The organism is Paenarthrobacter aurescens (assembly GCF_041549525.1).
Classification (GTDB): domain Bacteria; phylum Actinomycetota; class Actinomycetes; order Actinomycetales; family Micrococcaceae; genus Arthrobacter; species Arthrobacter aurescens.
The window spans coordinates 3,663,199-3,680,281 of sequence record NZ_CP157456.1 but is presented as its reverse complement, the minus strand read 5'-3'; the positions used below and the strand labels follow the sequence as shown (position 1 = coordinate 3,680,281).

Sequence of the window (17,083 nt, the reverse complement as noted above, 5' to 3'; positions counted from 1 at the left end):
GTTCCTCCATTTCAGGATCCGGAGAGTTCAGATCCGGTTCCGGTACCGCGCCTCGGGGACGCTGGTACCGGAACCGGGGGAGTGGTACTGGGAGCTACTTGCCCAGCACTTCGCTCGTGACGCGCTTGCCCATCTCGGCGATGCCATCGCTGACGGAGCGTTCGCCCACCATGATGAGGTCGTGCTCCTGGTTGAGGATCTTGTCCGTAGCGGCTGACTTGTCGCTTACGGGCATTTCCAGCTCGGTGGTGTCCGGCGTGAAGGCCTTCTTGGACAGATCGTCCGTGGGCATGCCATCGAGCTTGAAGTACTCAGCGGTGATGGAATCGTTCTGCAGGGCAGGGACCACGCCGATCTTGGAGATCGCCTTGGCGCCTTCTTCACCGGCAGCCCACTCGATGAACTTCTTGGCCTCATCGGAGTGCGTTGCGTTCTTGTTCACGGCGAATGCCGTGGGCGAACCGAACGTGGTGACCTTGCCGTCGTCGTTCTTCTGCGGCATGGGAGCCAAGCCCCAGTTGACGTTGGTCTTGCCGTCCTTCTTGGCCTGGAGGATGCCGGCGATGTACCAGGTGCCCATGGGCATCATGGCTGCCTGCCCGGACTCGAACATGGTGCGGTAGCTGGTCTTCTGGCTCTTGGCGGTGCCGAAGTCCAAGGTGGCGCCGGACTTCTGCAGGTCCAGCGCGGTGTTGTACTGGTCCTCCATAAAGCCGTAGTCGCCGCTGTTCTGGTCAGCACCGTTCTGGGCTGCTGCGATTGCCTGGACCGTTGAACGCCAGATGTGGTGGTAGGTGCCGTAGGTCTTCTTGCCGCCGGCCTCGGTGGAGAGCTTCTTGGCGATCTCGGTGTACTTCTCCCACGTCAGGTCCTTGGGATCTTCAATTCCGGCAGCCTTGAACAGGTCCTTGTTGTAATACAGGAGCCAAAAGTCCTGGCGGTAGGGGGCCGCATAGTACTTGCCGTCAATGTTGAACGCGTCAGTGCCCGCAAGGTTGTCTTTACCCAGCTTGTCCACCACGCTGTTGATTTCCTGGAGCTGGCCATTATTGGCGTAGCGGGAGTAGTCGATCACGTTCTTCATGGTCAGCACGTCCGTGGTGTCGCCGCCGGCAAGCATGGTGGTGACCTTCTGGGGGTAGTCATCAGCGAGGATGTCCACGGGTTCAATGTCCACGGTGGGGTTGGCGGCCTCGTAGCTGTCAAAGAGGGCCTTGAACTCCGGGGTGCCCTCGTAGTTCCACACCGAGACGGTCAGCCGGGTCTTGCCTTCGGCCGCCTGCGGTTCGGCGGGACCGGCAGCGCCGGCGCAGCCGGTGAGTCCGAGCCCTGCAGTCACCGCAAGGGCGATTGCGGCGAGGGTTGTGCGCTTCATTGCGTTCTCCTTTAGTACTGGGTTTCAAGTTTGCCGTAGGTGCGGCTTGGTGTTCTTTTGGGGGTTTAGGCGCTGAGGCCGAGGTCTGCGTGGACTACCTGGGCCTGGAGGTCCTTGCCTGCGAGGTAGCGCTCCAGGTCATCCAATGCGGCATCGGACATCCGCCTGGTTTCCGTGCCGAGCGAACCAGCGATGTGCGGGGTGATGATGACGTTGGGGAGGTTGTACAGGGCGGATTCCGCGGGCAGCGGCTCGGGTTCGGTGACATCCAACAGGGCAGTGATCCGTCCGGTGGCGCACTCTTTTTCGAGGGCTTCGGTGTCAACGAGTGAACCGCGGGCGGTGTTGATAAGCGTGGCATGGTCCTTCATGGACTGCAGCTCGGCGGTGCTGATCATGTTGCGGGTTTCCGGCAGGGCAGGTGCGTGAATGGTGACGACGTCGGACACTGGCAGAAGCTCTCCGAGCGTGACCAGCTTGCCGCCCAGGGCTGCGACTTCAAGTGGATCGGCATGGGGATCGCTCACCAGGCACGTGACGTCCTGGAGTTGCTGAACCAGCTGGACCACCCGGCGGCCGATGCGGGAGAACCCGATGACGCCGATGACCCGTCCGATGTTGCCCAGCTCGCCCCGGTTAGCTATATAGCTCCAGTCATCCCTGGATACGCGGGCGTCGTTGGCCAACACGTGGGCCTTCTTGCCGGCCAGGACTATCGAAGCGAACGTGAACTCGGCTACCGGGATCGCGTTGGCGTCGGCACCGTTGGTGACGGTGATGCCACGATCCCAGAGTTCCTCGCTGACGAAGCTGCGCACTGTTCCTGCACAGTGGAAAACTGCCCGGAGTTTGGGCATGCGCTCCAAACGCTCTGCGTTGAGCTGCGGAACTCCCCAGCTGGTGAGGAGGATTTCCACCTCTTCCAAACGGCCCGTCAGGTCCGGGGCGTCCAAGGAATCCGTCCACGGCTGATCACCGAGATCCACCATTCCCGCCAGCCGCTCCAGTCGCGTGGAATCGAACTGGTCAGCAAAGGTTCCGCTATTCATGACCAGCAGTGCCTGGGGCTTGAGCGACATTGAGGGGATCCTCCTTTCGAAGCAAACAGCGGCCTGTTCGACCATGGTTTATGTGTTGCATCACATCTAATAATCAGTACATACTCATAAACAAGACAGTTCATTCAACTCAATCGTGCTTGATCTGAAACGTTCAAACTCGAACAAATGGGAGAAATTTCCTATGGCAACCGGCACCGCCGCCGTTCAAGCGCCACCCCTCCTGAGTGCCTGGGGTTCCAGCGCCGACGCCTCCTCCTTGATGGAGTCACTCCGCGGCGCCCGTGATCGCCTCACTATTCGCCCAGCGTCACGTCCAGCGTCCGACGCCGGATGGCAGCTCGCTGCTGCCCGCTCCCCTTCGGAACTGCGCGTCTCGGAGCTATGCGCCCAGGCGGAAGCGGAGAAGCGAACCCCGTGGCCACAACCCTTGGTATCCCACTACGCGCGCTACTTCCGCGACGGCAACCGCACTGCCTACGAGGGACTTGTGGCGAGCCGACAGCAGCGGCTGACACGCGCCGTCGTGATGGCCGCCTTGGGTGGACCCTCTGGTGACGGCTGGCTCGACGAAGTAATTGATGGCGCGTACCTCCTGTGTGAGCAAAGCTCGTGGAGTTGGGCAGCGCACGATGACGTGTTCACCCGCAGCGGCCACGTGGTCCCGGATCTTTCCCGGCCGTACTTGGATCTGGGCGCAGGTGAGGTGGTGGCGCAGCTCGCCTGGCTGGACCTGGTGCTGGGCGACGCGCTTGATGAGCGTGCACCCGGCCTGCGCGGGCGGATACGTGCGGAAGCGAACCAACGGGTGATCCGGCCATTCCTGGACCGGCTCGACTGGCACTGGCTGGGCCTCGACGGGGACGTCCACAACTGGAACCCGTGGATCCACTCCAACATCATGGTGGCTGCGCTGCTGCTGGTTGAGGATCCTCAGGTGCAGGCGGAGGTTATTGCCCGGTGCATCGAGGGCTTGGACCGTTTCCTGGCTTCCATCCCGGCCGACGGTGCAATAGACGAAGGATTCGCCTATTGGTGGAATGGTGCCGGGCGGGCACTGGAAGGCCTGGCCCTGTTGGAGGAAGCAAGCGGCGGTGTCCTGAATCCGGACCTGCCCGTGATCCGTGCGCTGGTGGCCTTCCCGCACCGCATGCACCTGGGTCACCGGTGGTTCCTGAACGTCGCCGACGGCCCCGCCCGCGCCCACAAAGGACTGCCGTGGGGAATGCTGCACCGTTGGGCCGTCCGGCTGGGGGACTCTGAGGCGGCAGCGCATGCCGTAACCTTTGCCGCCGTCGAGCCTGAACCCAACGCAGCCGCCGGGCTGGGCCGCGTCCTCACCCAACTCGCCTCCCGCACCCAACTGGGTAGCAGATCAGGTCGTTGTGAGCCCTCAGAATCACCTGATCTGCTACCCAGTTGGGGGACGTACCTGCCGTCGGTCCAGATCATGGTGGCGCGGCAAACCCCGGGTTCATCGGACGGGCTCACGCTCGCGGCCAAGGGCGGGCACAACGGCGAGCACCACAACCACCGCGACGTCGGTTCCGTGGTTGTTGCCGTGGACGGTGTGCCCCTGCTGGTCGACGCCGGCCAGCCAACCTACACCGCTCAGACGTTCGGACCTGATCGCTACCAGATTCGGGCCATGCAGAGTGCCTGGCACAGCGTGCCCGCGCCGTTCGGGCTGGAACAGGGGACCGGCGCGGAATTCGCGGCGACTGTTCTCCAGGAACCCACCCCGGAGGAGCCCACCCTGGCGTTGGGTCTCGGGGCTGCCTACGGTCTGGGCCACGCCGAGCAATGGATCCGAACCTCCTTGATGAACCGGGAGCAGGGATCCGTGGTGATTGACGATCGATGGAACCTGCCGGCACACCAAACGGACGGAACGCACTCGCCGGACGGAACGCACTCGCCGGACGGAACGCACGACGTCGACATCGCCTATCTGGTTGCCGGCACCGTCAGCGTCGGTACAGACGCGACGGCCACCATCACGCCTGAGGGGGTTCCGGCTGCGGAAACCACCAAGGGCCTTCATCTTCGCTGGAAGCCGGCCACCGCCGTCGTGCTCGTTGACGAATGGCACCTCGACGATCCGCTCCTCAGCGATATCTGGGGCGAAAAGCTCACCAGGCTCCGTTTCCGAATGCCCGCAGACACCCGCGCTTCCGGCGCGTTCACCCTCACAGTGGAGGCAACACATGACTAACGAATCAAGCCCGGAACCCGGGAAGTCGTTGTTTTCGTTGCAACGCCGTGAGCGGCTCATGGAGGAGCTGCGTGCGCATGGCGCCATTACCGTGCGCGACATCGCCGCGAAGCTGGGCGTCAGCGAGCTGACCATCCGCCGCGACGTGAACACGCTCGCCGATGAAGGCCTGGTGTCACGCGTTCACGGCGGTGCCACGTTGCCCAGCCCGTTGGATCGATCGGCGGCTGTGGGGAGGCCGTCGGCTCACAGCTACTCAATCGGCATGGTGGTTCCGTCGTTGGATTATTACTGGCCGCAGGTGATTTCCGGGGCGCGTGGAGAGGCCGAGGTGCAGAATCTCCGTATCCTGGTCCGGGGTTCCGCCTATGACGCTGCCGATAACCGCCGCCAGGTCCAGGCTCTCTTGGATACGCAGAACATTGACGGCCTGATTGTGGCCCCGGATATGGGTGGAGAGCACGGCAAGGAACTTCTCCGCTGGCTGAACGCCCTGCCCATTCCGGTGATCATGGCTGAGCGTCGGGCACCGTCCGAGATCCCGTCCCACCGTTTGGAGTGGGTGGCCACGGATCATTCCTTCGGTGCCGGGATGGCCGTGCGGCACTTGTGGCAGGAGGGGCACCGGATGATCGGATGCCTCACTGATTCCACGAGCCCTACCAGTCCCCACGTGGTCCGCGGTTGGAAGCAGGCCCTTGCTGCACTGAAGATTCCGCTGGAAAAGTCCATCCATGAGGACTCGGCCAAACTGGACAACGGTGACCGGGCCAAGCACTTTGATCGAGTCCTGGAGCTCTGCCGTTCATCAGGGACCACGGCCATGCTGGTGCACTCCGATACCCAGGCCGTGGCGTTCGTGCAGCACTGCGTGGACCGTGGCGTAGATGTTCCCGGAAGCATGGCGATCGTTGGATACGACGATGAAGTGGCCTACCTCGCCGAACCCGCAATCTCGGCGGTTCGGCCGCCCAAAAGCTACGTCGGCAAGGTAGCGGTGCAGCTGATGGCTGCCCGCCTGGCCGAAGGAAGGATGCGCCCTGTGCATCGTATTGATTTGAACCCCGAGCTGATTGTGCGCGATTCGTCGTTGGGTGCGCCGCGGGGTCTCGCCGGAGTTGCGTTGGAGGACTCGCTCTGATGCTGTTGCCGCCCCTGGACCACAAACTTTCCCCGTTCACCGGCCTGACCCGTGAGCACTGGTGCGGATATGCGGATCACCTCCTGCGCTCCGCCCACCGCTATGCCACTGACGATCACGCCAACATCCACCTGCCCGGAGCCAACAGCCGGTACGGCCCGCGAAGTGACTCACTGGAGGCCTTCGCCCGGACGTTCCTGCTGGCTTCGTTCCGGATTGCCGGCGATCCAGCCAACACCGGGTGGATCGCCGAGTGGTATGCCGCTGGCCTCGACGCCGGGACCAACCCCGCCAACCCTGACCGGTGGCCCACGCCAGGTGAGCTGGGGCAGGCGAAGGTTGAGGCGGCGTCGTTGGCTGTTGGCCTGGCGTTGACCCGCGATGTGCTGTGGGACAAGCTGCCGGAGCGCGTCCAGGAGCAGCTCATTGCCTGGTTCGAGACGGTGATCGGCGAGGAGTACCCGCCTATCAACTGGGTGTGGTTCCAGATTGTGGTGGAGACGTTCCTGGCATCCGTTGGCGGCCGATACTCGGACGAGGACATCGACGGCGGACTCGCAATCCACGATTCGCTGTACCGGGGCGGTGGCTGGTTCGCTGACGGGCCCGAGCGCGCTTACGACCACTACGTTGGCTGGGCGTTCCAGGTGTATCCGCAGCTCTGGGCGCTGATGGCGCCCAACGATCCCCGCGTTGCCGAACGCAAGAAGCTCGACGGCGATCGGCTGGCTGACTTTCTGGACGACGCCGCGTTCCTCGTCGGCGCGAACGGAGCTCCGCTGATCCAAGGCCGGAGCTTGATCTACAGGTTCGCGGCTGCGGCACCGTTCTGGGTGGGGGAGTTGTCCGGGCACACGCGTTTGGCGCCGGGAATGGCGCGCCGGGCAGCGTCCGGGATGCTCCACTACTTTGCCCGGCACGGGGCGATCACCGAGGACGGGCTCCTGTCTATCGGCTGGCACGGAGAATTTGCAGGCATGAAGCAGGCCTACTCCGGTGCGGGCTCGCCCTATTGGGCGGCGAAGGGCATGCTGGGGTTGGCCTTGCCGGCGGATCACGCGGCGTGGACCTCCGTTGAGGCGCCTCTGCCCGTGGAGGTTGCCGACACTCAGCGACTGATCGTGGCGCCGGGTTGGCAGGTTGATGGGACTCGTGCCGACGGCGTGGTCCGGATCCGGAACCACGCCACGGATCACGCTGTTGTTGGGGCTGTGGTGGCTGACTCGCCCTTGTACGCACGGCTCGGGTACTCGACGCACACGTTCCCGGACCTGGCACCTGAGTCCGTGGACAATGCGGTGGCGCTTGTTGATTCCTCTGGCCGGCTGACGCATCGGGCGGGTTTTGAGCACCTCGGTTCGTTCTCCGAAGGCGGCTTCCAGGTGGGGGCGTCCCGGTTCACGGCACACTGGATCGAACCCGATCCCGACGCCGGCCCCGATCACGGCAGCGGGGTGGCCGGCACTGCAACGCCTGGCCCTTCGGTGACGGTGGTTTCTGTGACGCGGGGTGCCGTTGAGCTGAGGTTGGTGCGCGTTTCGGGTGCTGGGGGTTCTGCGGCCCCGCTAAGGATTGGTGGCTGGCCGGTGGACGCTGCCTCCTCAATGGCCAGCTCGGTGCTTCCCGTGCCGGGATTCGGTGTGGCTCTGGACTCGTCCGGGACATTCGCCCGCCCCGGTGCCCACCCGATGGGCTCGGCGCTCACCATTCCATGGGTGGGAACCTCGGGCGCCGCGCACGACGGCGACTACGCCGCCGTCGTGATCCTCGCCGGTGCGGGAGGTGCTTCGCCGGATGCGGGTGTCTCGTTTGTTGCCGGGGAAGGGGAAGGCCACTTCGAATTCCCTGACGGCGCGCGCCTCTCCGGGGATCAGCTCGCCCGTTTCGATGCTTAGCTGCTGAACGTGCCGCGCGCACGGCATGGTGCGCAGGGAACCATCGAATCGGGCGCCAAGCCAGGCTGCAGTAGGCTCGCGGAATGAGCCACAGCGAAGACCGCGCACGTTTCCTTGCAGCCTACGACGCCAACCTGCGCACCGACGCTGAGACACCGAGTGCCCTCAAGGTGACCCGGCACGGGCCCCTGCGCTGGGTGACTTTCATGAAGGGCCGCGGCTTCGTCACGTACCAGGACCTCGGTGGTGCGGATGCGCAAACCGTCACGCGGCTCGTGGCTGATTCAGTGGCCTACTACCGTGCTGAACCTGAAATCACCAGGGTGGAGTGGAAATCCCGCGGGCACGACCACGCCCCGGGTTTGCACGAGGCCCTCATCCGCAACGGCTTCATTCAGGATGACCCGGAATCGATCATGATCGGCGAGGCCCGGGCCCTCGCCGTGGATGTTCCCCTTCCCGACGGCGTGACCCTCCGGCAAGTGACGGAGGAAGCCGACGTGCGGGCCATGAGCGCCATGCAGGACGAGGTCTTCGGCGAGCCGGTCTCAGATGAGATGGCTGATGCCCTGTTGCGCAGACTCTCCCTTAATGACGGCATGCAGCTCTGGGTGGCGGAGGCTGAAGGTCGGATTGTCAGCGCAGGACGCTTGGAGCCCGTTCCCGGCACGGACTTCGCCGGTATCTGGGGCGGCGCCACGAGGGAGGAATGGCGTGGCCGGGGAATTTACCGGGCTTTGACAGCCCGTCGCGCACAGGCGGCACTCGAGATGGGAAAGACCCTCATCCACAGTGATTCCACCGAATTCTCGCGGTCCATCCTGGAACGCTCCGGCCTGCTCAAGGTCTCCACCACAACGCCGTACCGCTGGGTGCGTGGCTAAGAGCTCACACGGCTTTGGCGGCCAACCGCCTGTTCAGCCGATCTACCTCATCCAAGACTTCCATCGCGGCCCAAGCGCGATTCCGCTGTGATTGCGAGACCAAGGACAGTACGCCGGCTTCGGTCATTCGGTTCAGGGTTTTGTAGATGGACGTTTCCTCAACACCTGCGATATACGCTGCCCGGTGCGCTTCGAAAACGGGCTGTTCAAGCAGCCAAGGGATGAGCTTTGCTTCCGCAGAGTTTTTCCTGGGGCGGAGTAAGTCGGTCCACAATGCCGGGAGCTCATCGAGAGCCGCCACCGATTCACTGGCGGCTTGGGAAGCACGCATAGCTGACTTTGCCAGATAGAGGACGAACGGATCCACGTCACCATTGCGGTAATTGTTGAGCAAGGAAAAGTAGGTCTCCACGTCCGCTACCATCGCAGAGGCTATGGGCGTGACCGTGTTCTTGGTCAGTCTTCTACGACGTGAAATTGAACCGATCAGAGCACGTCCTATGCGGCCATTACCGTCGGTAAAAGGGTGGATGGACTCAAAGTGGGCATGGGCAATGGCCGCCTGCGCCATGATTGGGACGTCCTTCCGGGCACAGAATGCCATGAGGTCGTCCATGAGTTCGGGTACCAGCGCCGGGGGAGGGGGAACGTGGATGGCTCCTCGAGGTGAATAGTCACTTCCGCCGATCCAATTCTGCACATTCCGGAATGAGCCGGCGTTGTGCCCGTCCATTGGGTCGTCTTTCATCAGGGCCTTGTGGGCCTTAAGCAGAGCCTCCAAACGGACCTCGCCAGTGTCCCCTGCATCGCTGATCATGCTCTGCACGGCTTCCGCTGCTGCGACCATGGATCTCGCTTGATCGGTGGCCTTCAGACCGATCATGGCCCGGGCGTAATCGTTGCGGTTGGCGTCCACATGCTCGATCTTTGAAGAGGAAACCGCTTCGCTTCGCAGCAGAAAGCCGCTGATGGCAGCCATGCGAGAACCCGCCGACACGTCCAACGATGCGACAGCAACAGCGGCCTCTTCGAGTGCCACCATCGTTTCCCGGCCGGGTTCGAACCAAAGCCCGGCAATTTTGGGCGGAAGTGAAACTTCGACTTCGGTGAACATGCGGTCCTCCCGTGGGGGACGACCTGATGATTTCCAGGGCATTGCCTTGTTTCCATGCGCTGGCCACGCTGGCAAGAGGGCCTCCAAAGCCTAGTAAGGTGTTCTTTATTGTTATTTTATCCTCTAAATAACAGCTACCAGCAATTAGCTGTTCATTTGCACGGACCTCCCGCGTCGGTAAAGCCACAGCAAAGCCCCTCAGAATCAAAATCCCGAGGGGCCGCACTAACTCAGAATCTCCTTATTTTCCAGCCGCGAAGCTGCTCACGCACTGTCCTTGGTTCTTGAACACGGGCGATGGGCTCGTCGTCCAGCCATCGTTCTTGCACGCTTCCTTGCCCGATGCCACTGTCACGCGGTAGGCCTTTGTGGTGCCGTCCGGCGCCGTCACGGTGATTACCGCCGTCGGGTTCTCAACGGTGGGCTGCTGAACCGTCACCTTGGCGTTGGTGTCCAGCGGGTAGCCGACGACGGCGGGAGTCGCCGTTGCGGTCAGCGCCCGGTAGTCGGTGCTCGCCGGGTCGAAGCCCACTACCGAGGCCTGGTTAACGAGGAGCCGGCCGAGGTCTGCAAGTCCGGCGTCGGCCAAGCGGGAACCGGCGATGGCCACCTCAGCGATCTTCGTGTACGACGCCGTGGTCACGAACGAAACCCTGATCCCACGGGTGGTGACGGGATCGAAACGGACGGTGGTGGGTGAAGAGATGGAGAGTCCCGTAATGGTTCCCGCGGAGGTGTCCTTCCATGTTCCGGAGGCGTCCTGGTACTGGACTCTCAGGCTTGCCGCAGCCTTTTCCGCGGACGTGACGGTCACGGAGGAAACGGTGTAGTCGCGGCTGAAGGCGTAGCTCAGGCTGTCACCGGCACGGCCGCCGCTCACCCAGTTGGACCAGCGCGTGGAGGAGTTGGCATCGCAGGTGTTCTTCGCGATGTAGGAGCCCTCGGTGTAGCTTGCGGTGGCCGTGGTGGCGGGGTCGTCCTTGCAGATGTTGGCTACTGGAACGCGTTCCACCACAATGATGGTCAGTGTGGCCGGGAGACCGTTGGCGGTTCCGGGCACCGTGACAGTTCCCGGGTTGTGCAGAGTTGATTCTGCCACTGCGGACCAGTCCCAGGTGACGGCCAGCGGGTTCCGGGCGGGACCGTCGGCGATCTGTCCAGGAACGCTGGTCGGAGCCAAGGCCTGTAGGGAGGCCATCGATGATCCGGTGCCGACGGTCACGGAAACAGGGTCCGTGCCGATGTAGGAGCCCACCGTGACTGTGAGAACTGCTTCGAAGGTTTGACCGTACGGGTCAACCCCTGAACCGTAGACCGTTACTTTGCCGGCTTTCTGCCATGAGGAAGGATCCATCGGTGCCCAGGTGACGGCCAACTGCTTGCCGGGGCCTGCCTCGTAAACGGGCGTGACCGTGGCTGGCAGGACTGGCGCTGTCCCTACGGGGGTGCTCAGCTCACCAGGGGAAACACCCAGGAGCTTGAGATCTGCAATGTCCGTGAAGGCCCATGCCTGGTGTGGATTGGCCAGGGCTGTCGCAGTGGTTCCGGTTGAGGATGCCAAGGCCACGGACGTACCCGCCGCTGTCTGGTTGCCCGAAACCTGCAGGGCAATCGCGGCGCCAGCGTTCACCAGGGACCACTGTTTGCCGTTCTCCGTGGTCACTATCCACTGTGCAGAAGGAGTGGTCTTGGCCTGTTCCAACGTCAGTGAAGACAGCGAAGCCGCACCGCTCTGGCTGCCGTTCAGCACCCCACCGTTGCCTGTGAGCACTCGGCCGTCCTTGTTCGTCAGAACCCAGCGACGATCGTTCGCGAATTCATCTTCCGTGGACACGGCGTTGAACGTCCACATTTGCGGAGCCACACCAGCGGCGTCGGTGCCCAATTCTTCAATGGAGGCCGTGCCGTTAGCTCGCGCCGTCAGGTACTTGCCACTCGCTTCACCGCTGAGGTGGAAGCTGTGGCCGTCCTGCACAGGCGCGGCGTCCTCCGAAACTCCACTGACGCCGTCGACGACGAATGTCACCACTGATGCGGCAGGAACCTCCAGCGTGGCGGACTTGGCTGTTGCATCCACTGCCACCGGCGCACCCTTGACGAGCGCGTTCTTCTCGATGTCATCCAGCGGCGACTTGGTGGTCACCACGGGAGTGACCTTGGCGCCGGGTGCGATTTCGGCGAACCGGCTGAGATCGATGGTGACCTTTTCCGGCGTCGGGGTGTCATTGAAGTGGACCAACGTGGCACCGTTGCCGTCTGCGCGGAGGGCGCTGGCGGTCTTGGCGTTGTCATTCTGGATAAGGAAGTCGCCGGGCCGGATGTAATGGGTGAAGTTCCGGGTGGTGTTGTACTTCTGGTTGGTCAGGACCTTGCACTTGGCTTGTTCCTGGGATGCGCCGTCGTTGATGCGGCGGTTGGAGAAGCCTTCGCGGCCCTCGTAGTTGCAGTCGAAGTCCACGTAGATGGAGCCCCAGCCTTTGTCGGCTTTCTCCTGCTTGTACGTGTCCTCCACAGGCTGCCAGAAGACCCATGCGTCCGGTTCGAGCTCGCGGAGATCGTTGACCATGCGGCCCGCGATCCCCAAGCCGTTGGTGATGTTGGAGCGGTCCCAGCCGCTGGTGGAGTCGCCGAGCGCCGGGTTGCCCGTCCAGAAGCCCCCAACCTCGCTCATCCACAAGGGCTTGTCAGTGGAGTTGGCGAGGTCGCGGACCCTGCGGCGATCATTGGTGCCGTAGGTGTGGACGTTGAGCTGGGCTACCGCATCTTTTGCCTCCTGGCTGTAGCCGTTCCAGTTGGTCATGAATTTGCTGGGATCCGTCTCGTCCATCGCGGAGATGACGGCGTCCGTGCTGCCCTTTTCCAGTTCTGCGGCCAGCAGCTTGGTCACGCGGTCCTGGGCAGCCGGGTAGATCAGGGCGCCCTCCTGCTTCTGCGTGTACGAGGTAGGTGGTTTGCCGGTGGCGGCGTCAATGTCCGTACCCCAGTAGCCCGAGTTCGGCTCGTTGAACGGATCGATGGTGTCCACCGTGATGCCGCTTCCCTTTTCGAGGAGCTCGACGGCGTTCCTCATGTAAGCGGCGAACTTCGCTTCCGCTTCGGGCAGCAGGTTCTCGCCCTTGGCGGTGTTCACTTGCCCCGAAACGTAGCCGCTCTTGGTCATGAACCACGGCGGGGAGTTGCTGAAGGCTTCCCAGTGGGTGATTTGCTGGTCTGCGGCGAGGCGCTCCACCCACCAGCGCTGGTTTTGATCGGCGTCGGGGTTGTAGGACGCGGGGTCGTCCGGGTTCCAGGCATTGAGGAAGGCGAGCTTGTTGGCTTGGGTCTTGTCGACGGAACCGTCCGGGTTGTAAAGGTTCGACGCCGGCTGGCCGGGTTGCGCTTTAGTGACCGGCTTCCACCATCCCTCCACAGCGCTGCCGTCATTGAGGTAGTCGGCGACGTCCGAGGCGTTGCCGCCGCCCACGTTGTATCGGGCGATGTTGAGGTTCAGCCCATTTTCGCCGAAGACCTTCTGGTACAACTCCTCACGCAGCTCGGGGGAGTATCCCGCCGTCGCATTAGCGAACCACACCAGGCTGGTTCCCCATCCCTCGAACGCTTCGCCACGGCTGGCGGGGTTCGGGGTGATGGTGACCGCCGTTGCATCGGCTGCGTGGGCTTGCGGAGTGGTGGCCGGCATGAGCGCCAAGCTGGTGGCAGCAGTCACAGCTGCTGCCAGGACGGCCACTGGCCTTCGGATTCTTCGAGCGGTAAACGCCATGGGTGAACCTCATCGTCGGGGTTGTTGTGGGTGCTGTGTCCGGCTTCGGGAAAGGCCAGGCACAAGCGACCCTACGAGGCGTCCGGGACAGCAACAAGGGACTCGAACAGGCTCGATCCGGGTCAGTCAGAAGTGGTCATAGCTGTACTGACTTTGCCTTTCCTCTCGACTTAGCTGTATAGATGTATACAAGTACACTTTCGCGAAAGCAGCACGGTATGGCAGAAGAACCACGCAACACGGGGGCCCACCTCGTCTACGGAGAGCTGAAGCGCCGGATCCTCAGCCTCGATCTGAAACCCGGCGAGCGCATCTACGAACCCGCCATGGCCACGGCCCTGCAGGTCAGCCGCACACCCCTCCGGGAAGCCATCCGCCGTCTCATCTCCGAGAGCCTTCTCGAACAACTGCCCACCGGCGGAGTCCTGGTTCCGGAATTGGACGAGAAAGTGATCTCCGAGCTGTATGACGTCCGCGCCGCCTTGGAATCCCTGATGGCCCGGGAGGCCTGCGCCAACGCCACCGCTGCCGACCTTGAAGAACTCCGCGGAATCCTGGCCCGCAACGCTGCCATGGTGGAGTTCGCTGATGAAGCCATGAAATACGGGGTTGCCCTGCACGCAGCCATCGCCAGAATCGCAGGAAACTCCTGGGCTCAACGCTTCCACGGGCAAATCGCCAGCCAAGTGGAGCGCTACCGCTACTTCACTAACAACGCCCCCGAACGTCGCGATGAAGCGCTCGCCAACCATCGGCTTTTGGTCGAGGCCATCGCTTCCAAGGATGAGGAGAAGGCAGCCAAGGTCGCCTTCGACCATGTGATCGGTGCCCGGGACGAGACCCTGCGCGTGATCTCGGCGTCCGGCCTCGCGGTCGAATGATCGGCGAACTCGGACGGCGTTCGGCCACAGCACTCCTTGTCCACTCGACCCTCATCCAAGCTGTCACGTTCCTGGTCCGGCCAGCCACCACCTACCGCGCACTTGAATTGGACGTCCCCGGGTTCGCGCTGGGTCTTCTCGCCGCCAGCTACGCAGTGTTTCCCCTTTTGCTTGCCCTGCCCATCGGCGGACTGGTGGACCGCCTGGGTGAGCGCAGGCTCATGGCGATCGGGGCCGCCGTCGTACTGGGTTGTTCCGCTTTTCTGCTGTTCTGGGGGACGTCAGTCCCGGCTCTGGTGGCCGGAACGGCGCTTCTGGGCGCCGGGCAGTTGGCGTGTGTGGTGGGGCAGCAAGCGGTGGTGGCCAACAACGCGGCGTCGTCGAAGTTGGACTCCGCTTTCGGGTACCTGACTTTTGCTGCGTCGCTGGGCCAAGCCCTCGGACCGTTGGCTATTTCAGTGGTGGGCGGCGCTTCCATTCGTCCGAATACGCAGGCGATCTTCCTGCTCGCCACCGCCATGAGCCTGGTGATGTTCCTGACCACGTTCCTGATGTCCGCAAAGGCCAGCCGACGGAAACGCGCAGTGAAGGGCGAAGCCGCCAAGGGTGGTTCGCTGGCGCTGCTGAGGACCCCCGGCGTGGCCCGGGCGTTGGCCACCAGCGCCACCGTCCTGGCCGTGGTGGACCTGACCGTGGTGTACCTGCCGGCGCTCGGGGCGGAGCGGGGCCTGACCGCAGCAACCGTGGGTCTCATGCTGACCGTCCGCGCGGTGTTTTCCATGGTGTCCAGGCTGGGCCTCGGCACCGTATCCCGCAGGCTGGGGCGCATGAGGCTGTTGATCCTGAGCCTTGCCATCTCCACCGTGGCGCTAGGTGTGGCTGCTATTCCGATGCCCGAGTGGTTGCTCTTCGTGGTGATGGCGTTCCTCGGTTTGGGCCTGGGAATCGGTCAGCCGCTCACCATGTCCTGGCTCTCGGCCCAAGCCCCCGAAGGCCAACGCGGGCGTGCACTGGCCTTAAGGTTGGCGGGAAACAGGGTGGGGCAAGTGGTCCTGCCCAGTGCAATTGGCGTAGTGGCGGTGGGCCTGGGCGCGGCGGGCGTGTTCCTGGCCTCCGCAGTTGCCGTGGGCGGAACCATGTTGCTGCTGAGGGGTGTGCGGCTGGACGACTAACTGCGCCGACCAGGGAGAGTGCTTGAGCCAGTGAGAGGGCTTGCGCCTGAGATTGTGATTGAGCGGCTCACAGGCCCCCACCATGAACAGGTCTGGCGTTCGCCGGGGGCTCTCCTACCTCGTGGATGGTATGGCCGCAGCAAGCCGCCTTGGTTACGGTGGCTCGTTCGATGCGCGACACGATGAACCATCGGATGGCGTCGCGTAGTCGGCACCATCCCACCAAATACCACTGGCCGTTTGTTGAGGCGAACAGCACGGGCTCGACGTCGCGGGTGCTCGTGTTCCCATCTCCCGATGTGTAGCGGATACGCACTACCCGCTGCTCGGACATCGCCTCTTCCAGGGCCGATCTGATGGTCCGCGATGAGGGTGGAGCCGTATTGACCCAGACGCGGCCAGCCAATTCCTCGGCTCTGGTCCGGGTCCTGGGATCGAGGACATCCACGATCTTCCGGATCCCGGCTGCTGCCAGATCGGCATAGGGGGCATCAGGTGCAGCGGACACGGCTGCCATGAGCGCTACGGCCTGCGCTGGGGACAGGCTGACAGGCGGCAGGGTAGCGCTGGCGGCCAATCCATAGCCGCCACCAGGTCCCGGGCGCGACCAAAGGGGCGCACCGCTGCTTTCGAGCGCAGCGAGATCCCTCTTGATGGTGCGCACGGAAACGCTGAACTCTCGGGCCAGCCGATCGGCGGAGCACCCCCGGGATCCGTGACGACGCAGCATCTCGGAGAGGGCAAGAAGTCGTTCTGCTCGCTTCACCGTTCAGGGCCCACAAAATTCATGACATAAATAGTGACATACACCTGCCCGTAAGAGCTACGAGAGTAGGGAAATGACAACTACTACGAGCAGTCAGCCCATCATCCTCATCGCCGGCCACTGGCTGGGCGCGTGGGCGTGGGATGAAGTCCTTGAACACCTGGAAACCGACCACTCCCGTGCAGTCGCAGTGACGCTCCCTGGTCTGGATAGGGATGATCCTGAACGGGCGACTAAGACCCTCGACGATCAAGCTGCAGCGGTCCTGGACATCTTTGCCCGACACGGCGTTTCCGACGAGCAGCCTGCGACTATCGTCGCCCACAGTGGGGCGAACGCCCCCGTCAGCCTTGTTCTTGACCGACATCCTGAGCTTGTTGATCAGGTGGTGTGGGTGGACTCCGGCCCCGTGGCCGCAGGGAGCGTCTTCGCCCCGGATCTTCCCGAAGGGGTGGAGGAGCTTCCGCTGCCGTCCCTTGATGTCCTCGCACAGCAGGCCAGCCTCGAAGGCCTGAGCGCAGAGGTCCTCGAGCGTTTTCGCGCCCGTGCAGTCCCTGAACCCGGACCCGTGCTTCGCCAGCCGGTCGAGCTGACAAACGATGCCCGCCGCAAGGTCCGCACCACCCTGGTGTGCTGCTCGATCCCTGGCACGCAGTTGCTGGAGTTGGCCCATGCAGGCCATGCCATGTTTGCCGAAGTCGCGAACATCGAGCATCTCGAGGTCATTGACCTCCCGACGGGGCATTGGCCTATGTGGAGCCGGCCCGGCGACCTCGCCAAGGTCATTCAGTCCGCTTCCTCACGAGCCATCTGAACCTCGCG

At 63.4% G+C, this 17,083-nt stretch carries 12 protein-coding genes; 7 read left to right on the top strand and 5 right to left on the bottom strand.

Annotation, left to right across the window (positions count from 1 at the left end):
* Nucleotides 1-94 precede the first annotated feature (94 nt).
* Together ABI796_RS17055 and ABI796_RS17050 are read right to left on the bottom strand one after the other, a co-directional pair.
* Nucleotides 95-1,375: an ABC transporter substrate-binding protein gene (locus tag ABI796_RS17055; protein WP_141280673.1), complete on the bottom strand. Its 1,281-nt coding sequence runs from the start codon at nucleotides 1,373-1,375 to the stop codon at nucleotides 95-97.
* Nucleotides 1,376-1,440: 65 nt separating this feature from the next.
* Entirely contained in the window at nucleotides 1,441-2,454 is a 1,014-nt protein-coding gene (locus tag ABI796_RS17050) for a hydroxyacid dehydrogenase (protein WP_141280675.1), read from the bottom strand.
* A gap of 163 nt (nucleotides 2,455-2,617) precedes the next feature.
* On the opposite strand from ABI796_RS17050, the gene ABI796_RS17045 reads away from it, so the two are divergent.
* The 4 genes from ABI796_RS17045 (at nucleotide 2,618) to ABI796_RS17030 (ending at nucleotide 8,568) form a co-directional block, all read left to right on the top strand.
* On the top strand, nucleotides 2,618-4,648 hold the full coding sequence (locus ABI796_RS17045) for a heparinase II/III family protein (RefSeq protein ID WP_246095634.1): 2,031 nt from the start codon (nucleotides 2,618-2,620) through the stop codon (nucleotides 4,646-4,648).
* On the top strand, nucleotides 4,641-5,789 hold the full coding sequence (locus ABI796_RS17040; protein WP_141280677.1) for a LacI family DNA-binding transcriptional regulator: 1,149 nt from the start codon (nucleotides 4,641-4,643) through the stop codon (nucleotides 5,787-5,789). Before ABI796_RS17045 ends, ABI796_RS17040 begins: the two co-directional genes overlap by 8 nt.
* Nucleotides 5,789-7,684, top strand: coding sequence for a DUF2264 domain-containing protein (locus ABI796_RS17035; RefSeq protein WP_141280679.1), 1,896 nt, complete (start codon nucleotides 5,789-5,791; stop codon nucleotides 7,682-7,684). The genes ABI796_RS17040 and ABI796_RS17035 overlap by 1 nt, the downstream gene beginning before the upstream one ends.
* Nucleotides 7,685-7,767: 83 nt before the next feature.
* Nucleotides 7,768-8,568 (top strand): GNAT family N-acetyltransferase, encoded by an 801-nt coding sequence (locus ABI796_RS17030; protein WP_141280681.1) that lies wholly within the window; start codon nucleotides 7,768-7,770, stop codon nucleotides 8,566-8,568.
* Between the two features lie 4 nt (nucleotides 8,569-8,572).
* Here ABI796_RS17030 and ABI796_RS17025 read toward each other — a convergent pair whose 3' ends face one another.
* Nucleotides 8,573-9,682 (bottom strand): Fic family protein, encoded by a 1,110-nt coding sequence (locus ABI796_RS17025; RefSeq protein WP_246095635.1) that lies wholly within the window; start codon nucleotides 9,680-9,682, stop codon nucleotides 8,573-8,575.
* A 241-nt stretch (nucleotides 9,683-9,923) separates the two neighbouring features.
* Nucleotides 9,924-13,442: a discoidin domain-containing protein gene (locus ABI796_RS17020; protein ID WP_141280685.1), complete on the bottom strand. Its 3,519-nt coding sequence runs from the start codon at nucleotides 13,440-13,442 to the stop codon at nucleotides 9,924-9,926.
* Nucleotides 13,443-13,660: 218 nt separating this feature from the next.
* Here ABI796_RS17020 and ABI796_RS17015 point away from each other — a divergent pair, with 218 nt between their 5' ends.
* Entirely contained in the window at nucleotides 13,661-14,323 is a 663-nt protein-coding gene (locus tag ABI796_RS17015) for a GntR family transcriptional regulator (RefSeq protein ID WP_141280686.1), read from the top strand.
* Nucleotides 14,320-15,495 (top strand): MFS transporter, encoded by a 1,176-nt coding sequence (locus ABI796_RS17010; RefSeq protein WP_141280688.1) that lies wholly within the window; start codon nucleotides 14,320-14,322, stop codon nucleotides 15,493-15,495. Before ABI796_RS17015 ends, ABI796_RS17010 begins: the two co-directional genes overlap by 4 nt.
* A gap of 67 nt (nucleotides 15,496-15,562) precedes the next feature.
* On the opposite strand, the gene ABI796_RS17005 is transcribed toward ABI796_RS17010, so the two are convergent.
* Entirely contained in the window at nucleotides 15,563-16,261 is a 699-nt protein-coding gene (locus ABI796_RS17005; protein WP_141280690.1) for a YafY family protein, read from the bottom strand.
* A gap of 73 nt (nucleotides 16,262-16,334) precedes the next feature.
* Between ABI796_RS17005 and ABI796_RS17000 the strand changes: the two genes are divergently transcribed.
* Nucleotides 16,335-17,075: an alpha/beta fold hydrolase gene (locus tag ABI796_RS17000; RefSeq protein ID WP_141280692.1), complete on the top strand. Its 741-nt coding sequence runs from the start codon at nucleotides 16,335-16,337 to the stop codon at nucleotides 17,073-17,075.
* The last annotated feature ends 8 nt before the right edge of the window (nucleotides 17,076-17,083 follow it).

Coding starts and splice junctions, on each gene's coding strand:
- ABI796_RS17055 (WP_141280673.1), bottom strand. CDS start 1,375: ATGAAGCGCACAACCCTCGCCGCAATCGCCCTTGCGGTGACTGCAGGG.
- ABI796_RS17050 (WP_141280675.1), bottom strand. CDS start 2,454: ATGTCGCTCAAGCCCCAGGCACTGCTGGTCATGAATAGCGGAACCTTT.
- ABI796_RS17045 (WP_246095634.1), top strand. CDS start 2,618: ATGGCAACCGGCACCGCCGCCGTTCAAGCGCCACCCCTCCTGAGTGCC.
- ABI796_RS17040 (WP_141280677.1), top strand. CDS start 4,641: ATGACTAACGAATCAAGCCCGGAACCCGGGAAGTCGTTGTTTTCGTTG.
- ABI796_RS17035 (WP_141280679.1), top strand. CDS start 5,789: ATGCTGTTGCCGCCCCTGGACCACAAACTTTCCCCGTTCACCGGCCTG.
- ABI796_RS17030 (WP_141280681.1), top strand. CDS start 7,768: ATGAGCCACAGCGAAGACCGCGCACGTTTCCTTGCAGCCTACGACGCC.
- ABI796_RS17025 (WP_246095635.1), bottom strand. CDS start 9,682: ATGTTCACCGAAGTCGAAGTTTCACTTCCGCCCAAAATTGCCGGGCTT.
- ABI796_RS17020 (WP_141280685.1), bottom strand. CDS start 13,442: ATGGCGTTTACCGCTCGAAGAATCCGAAGGCCAGTGGCCGTCCTGGCA.
- ABI796_RS17015 (WP_141280686.1), top strand. CDS start 13,661: ATGGCAGAAGAACCACGCAACACGGGGGCCCACCTCGTCTACGGAGAG.
- ABI796_RS17010 (WP_141280688.1), top strand. CDS start 14,320: ATGATCGGCGAACTCGGACGGCGTTCGGCCACAGCACTCCTTGTCCAC.
- ABI796_RS17000 (WP_141280692.1), top strand. CDS start 16,335: ATGACAACTACTACGAGCAGTCAGCCCATCATCCTCATCGCCGGCCAC.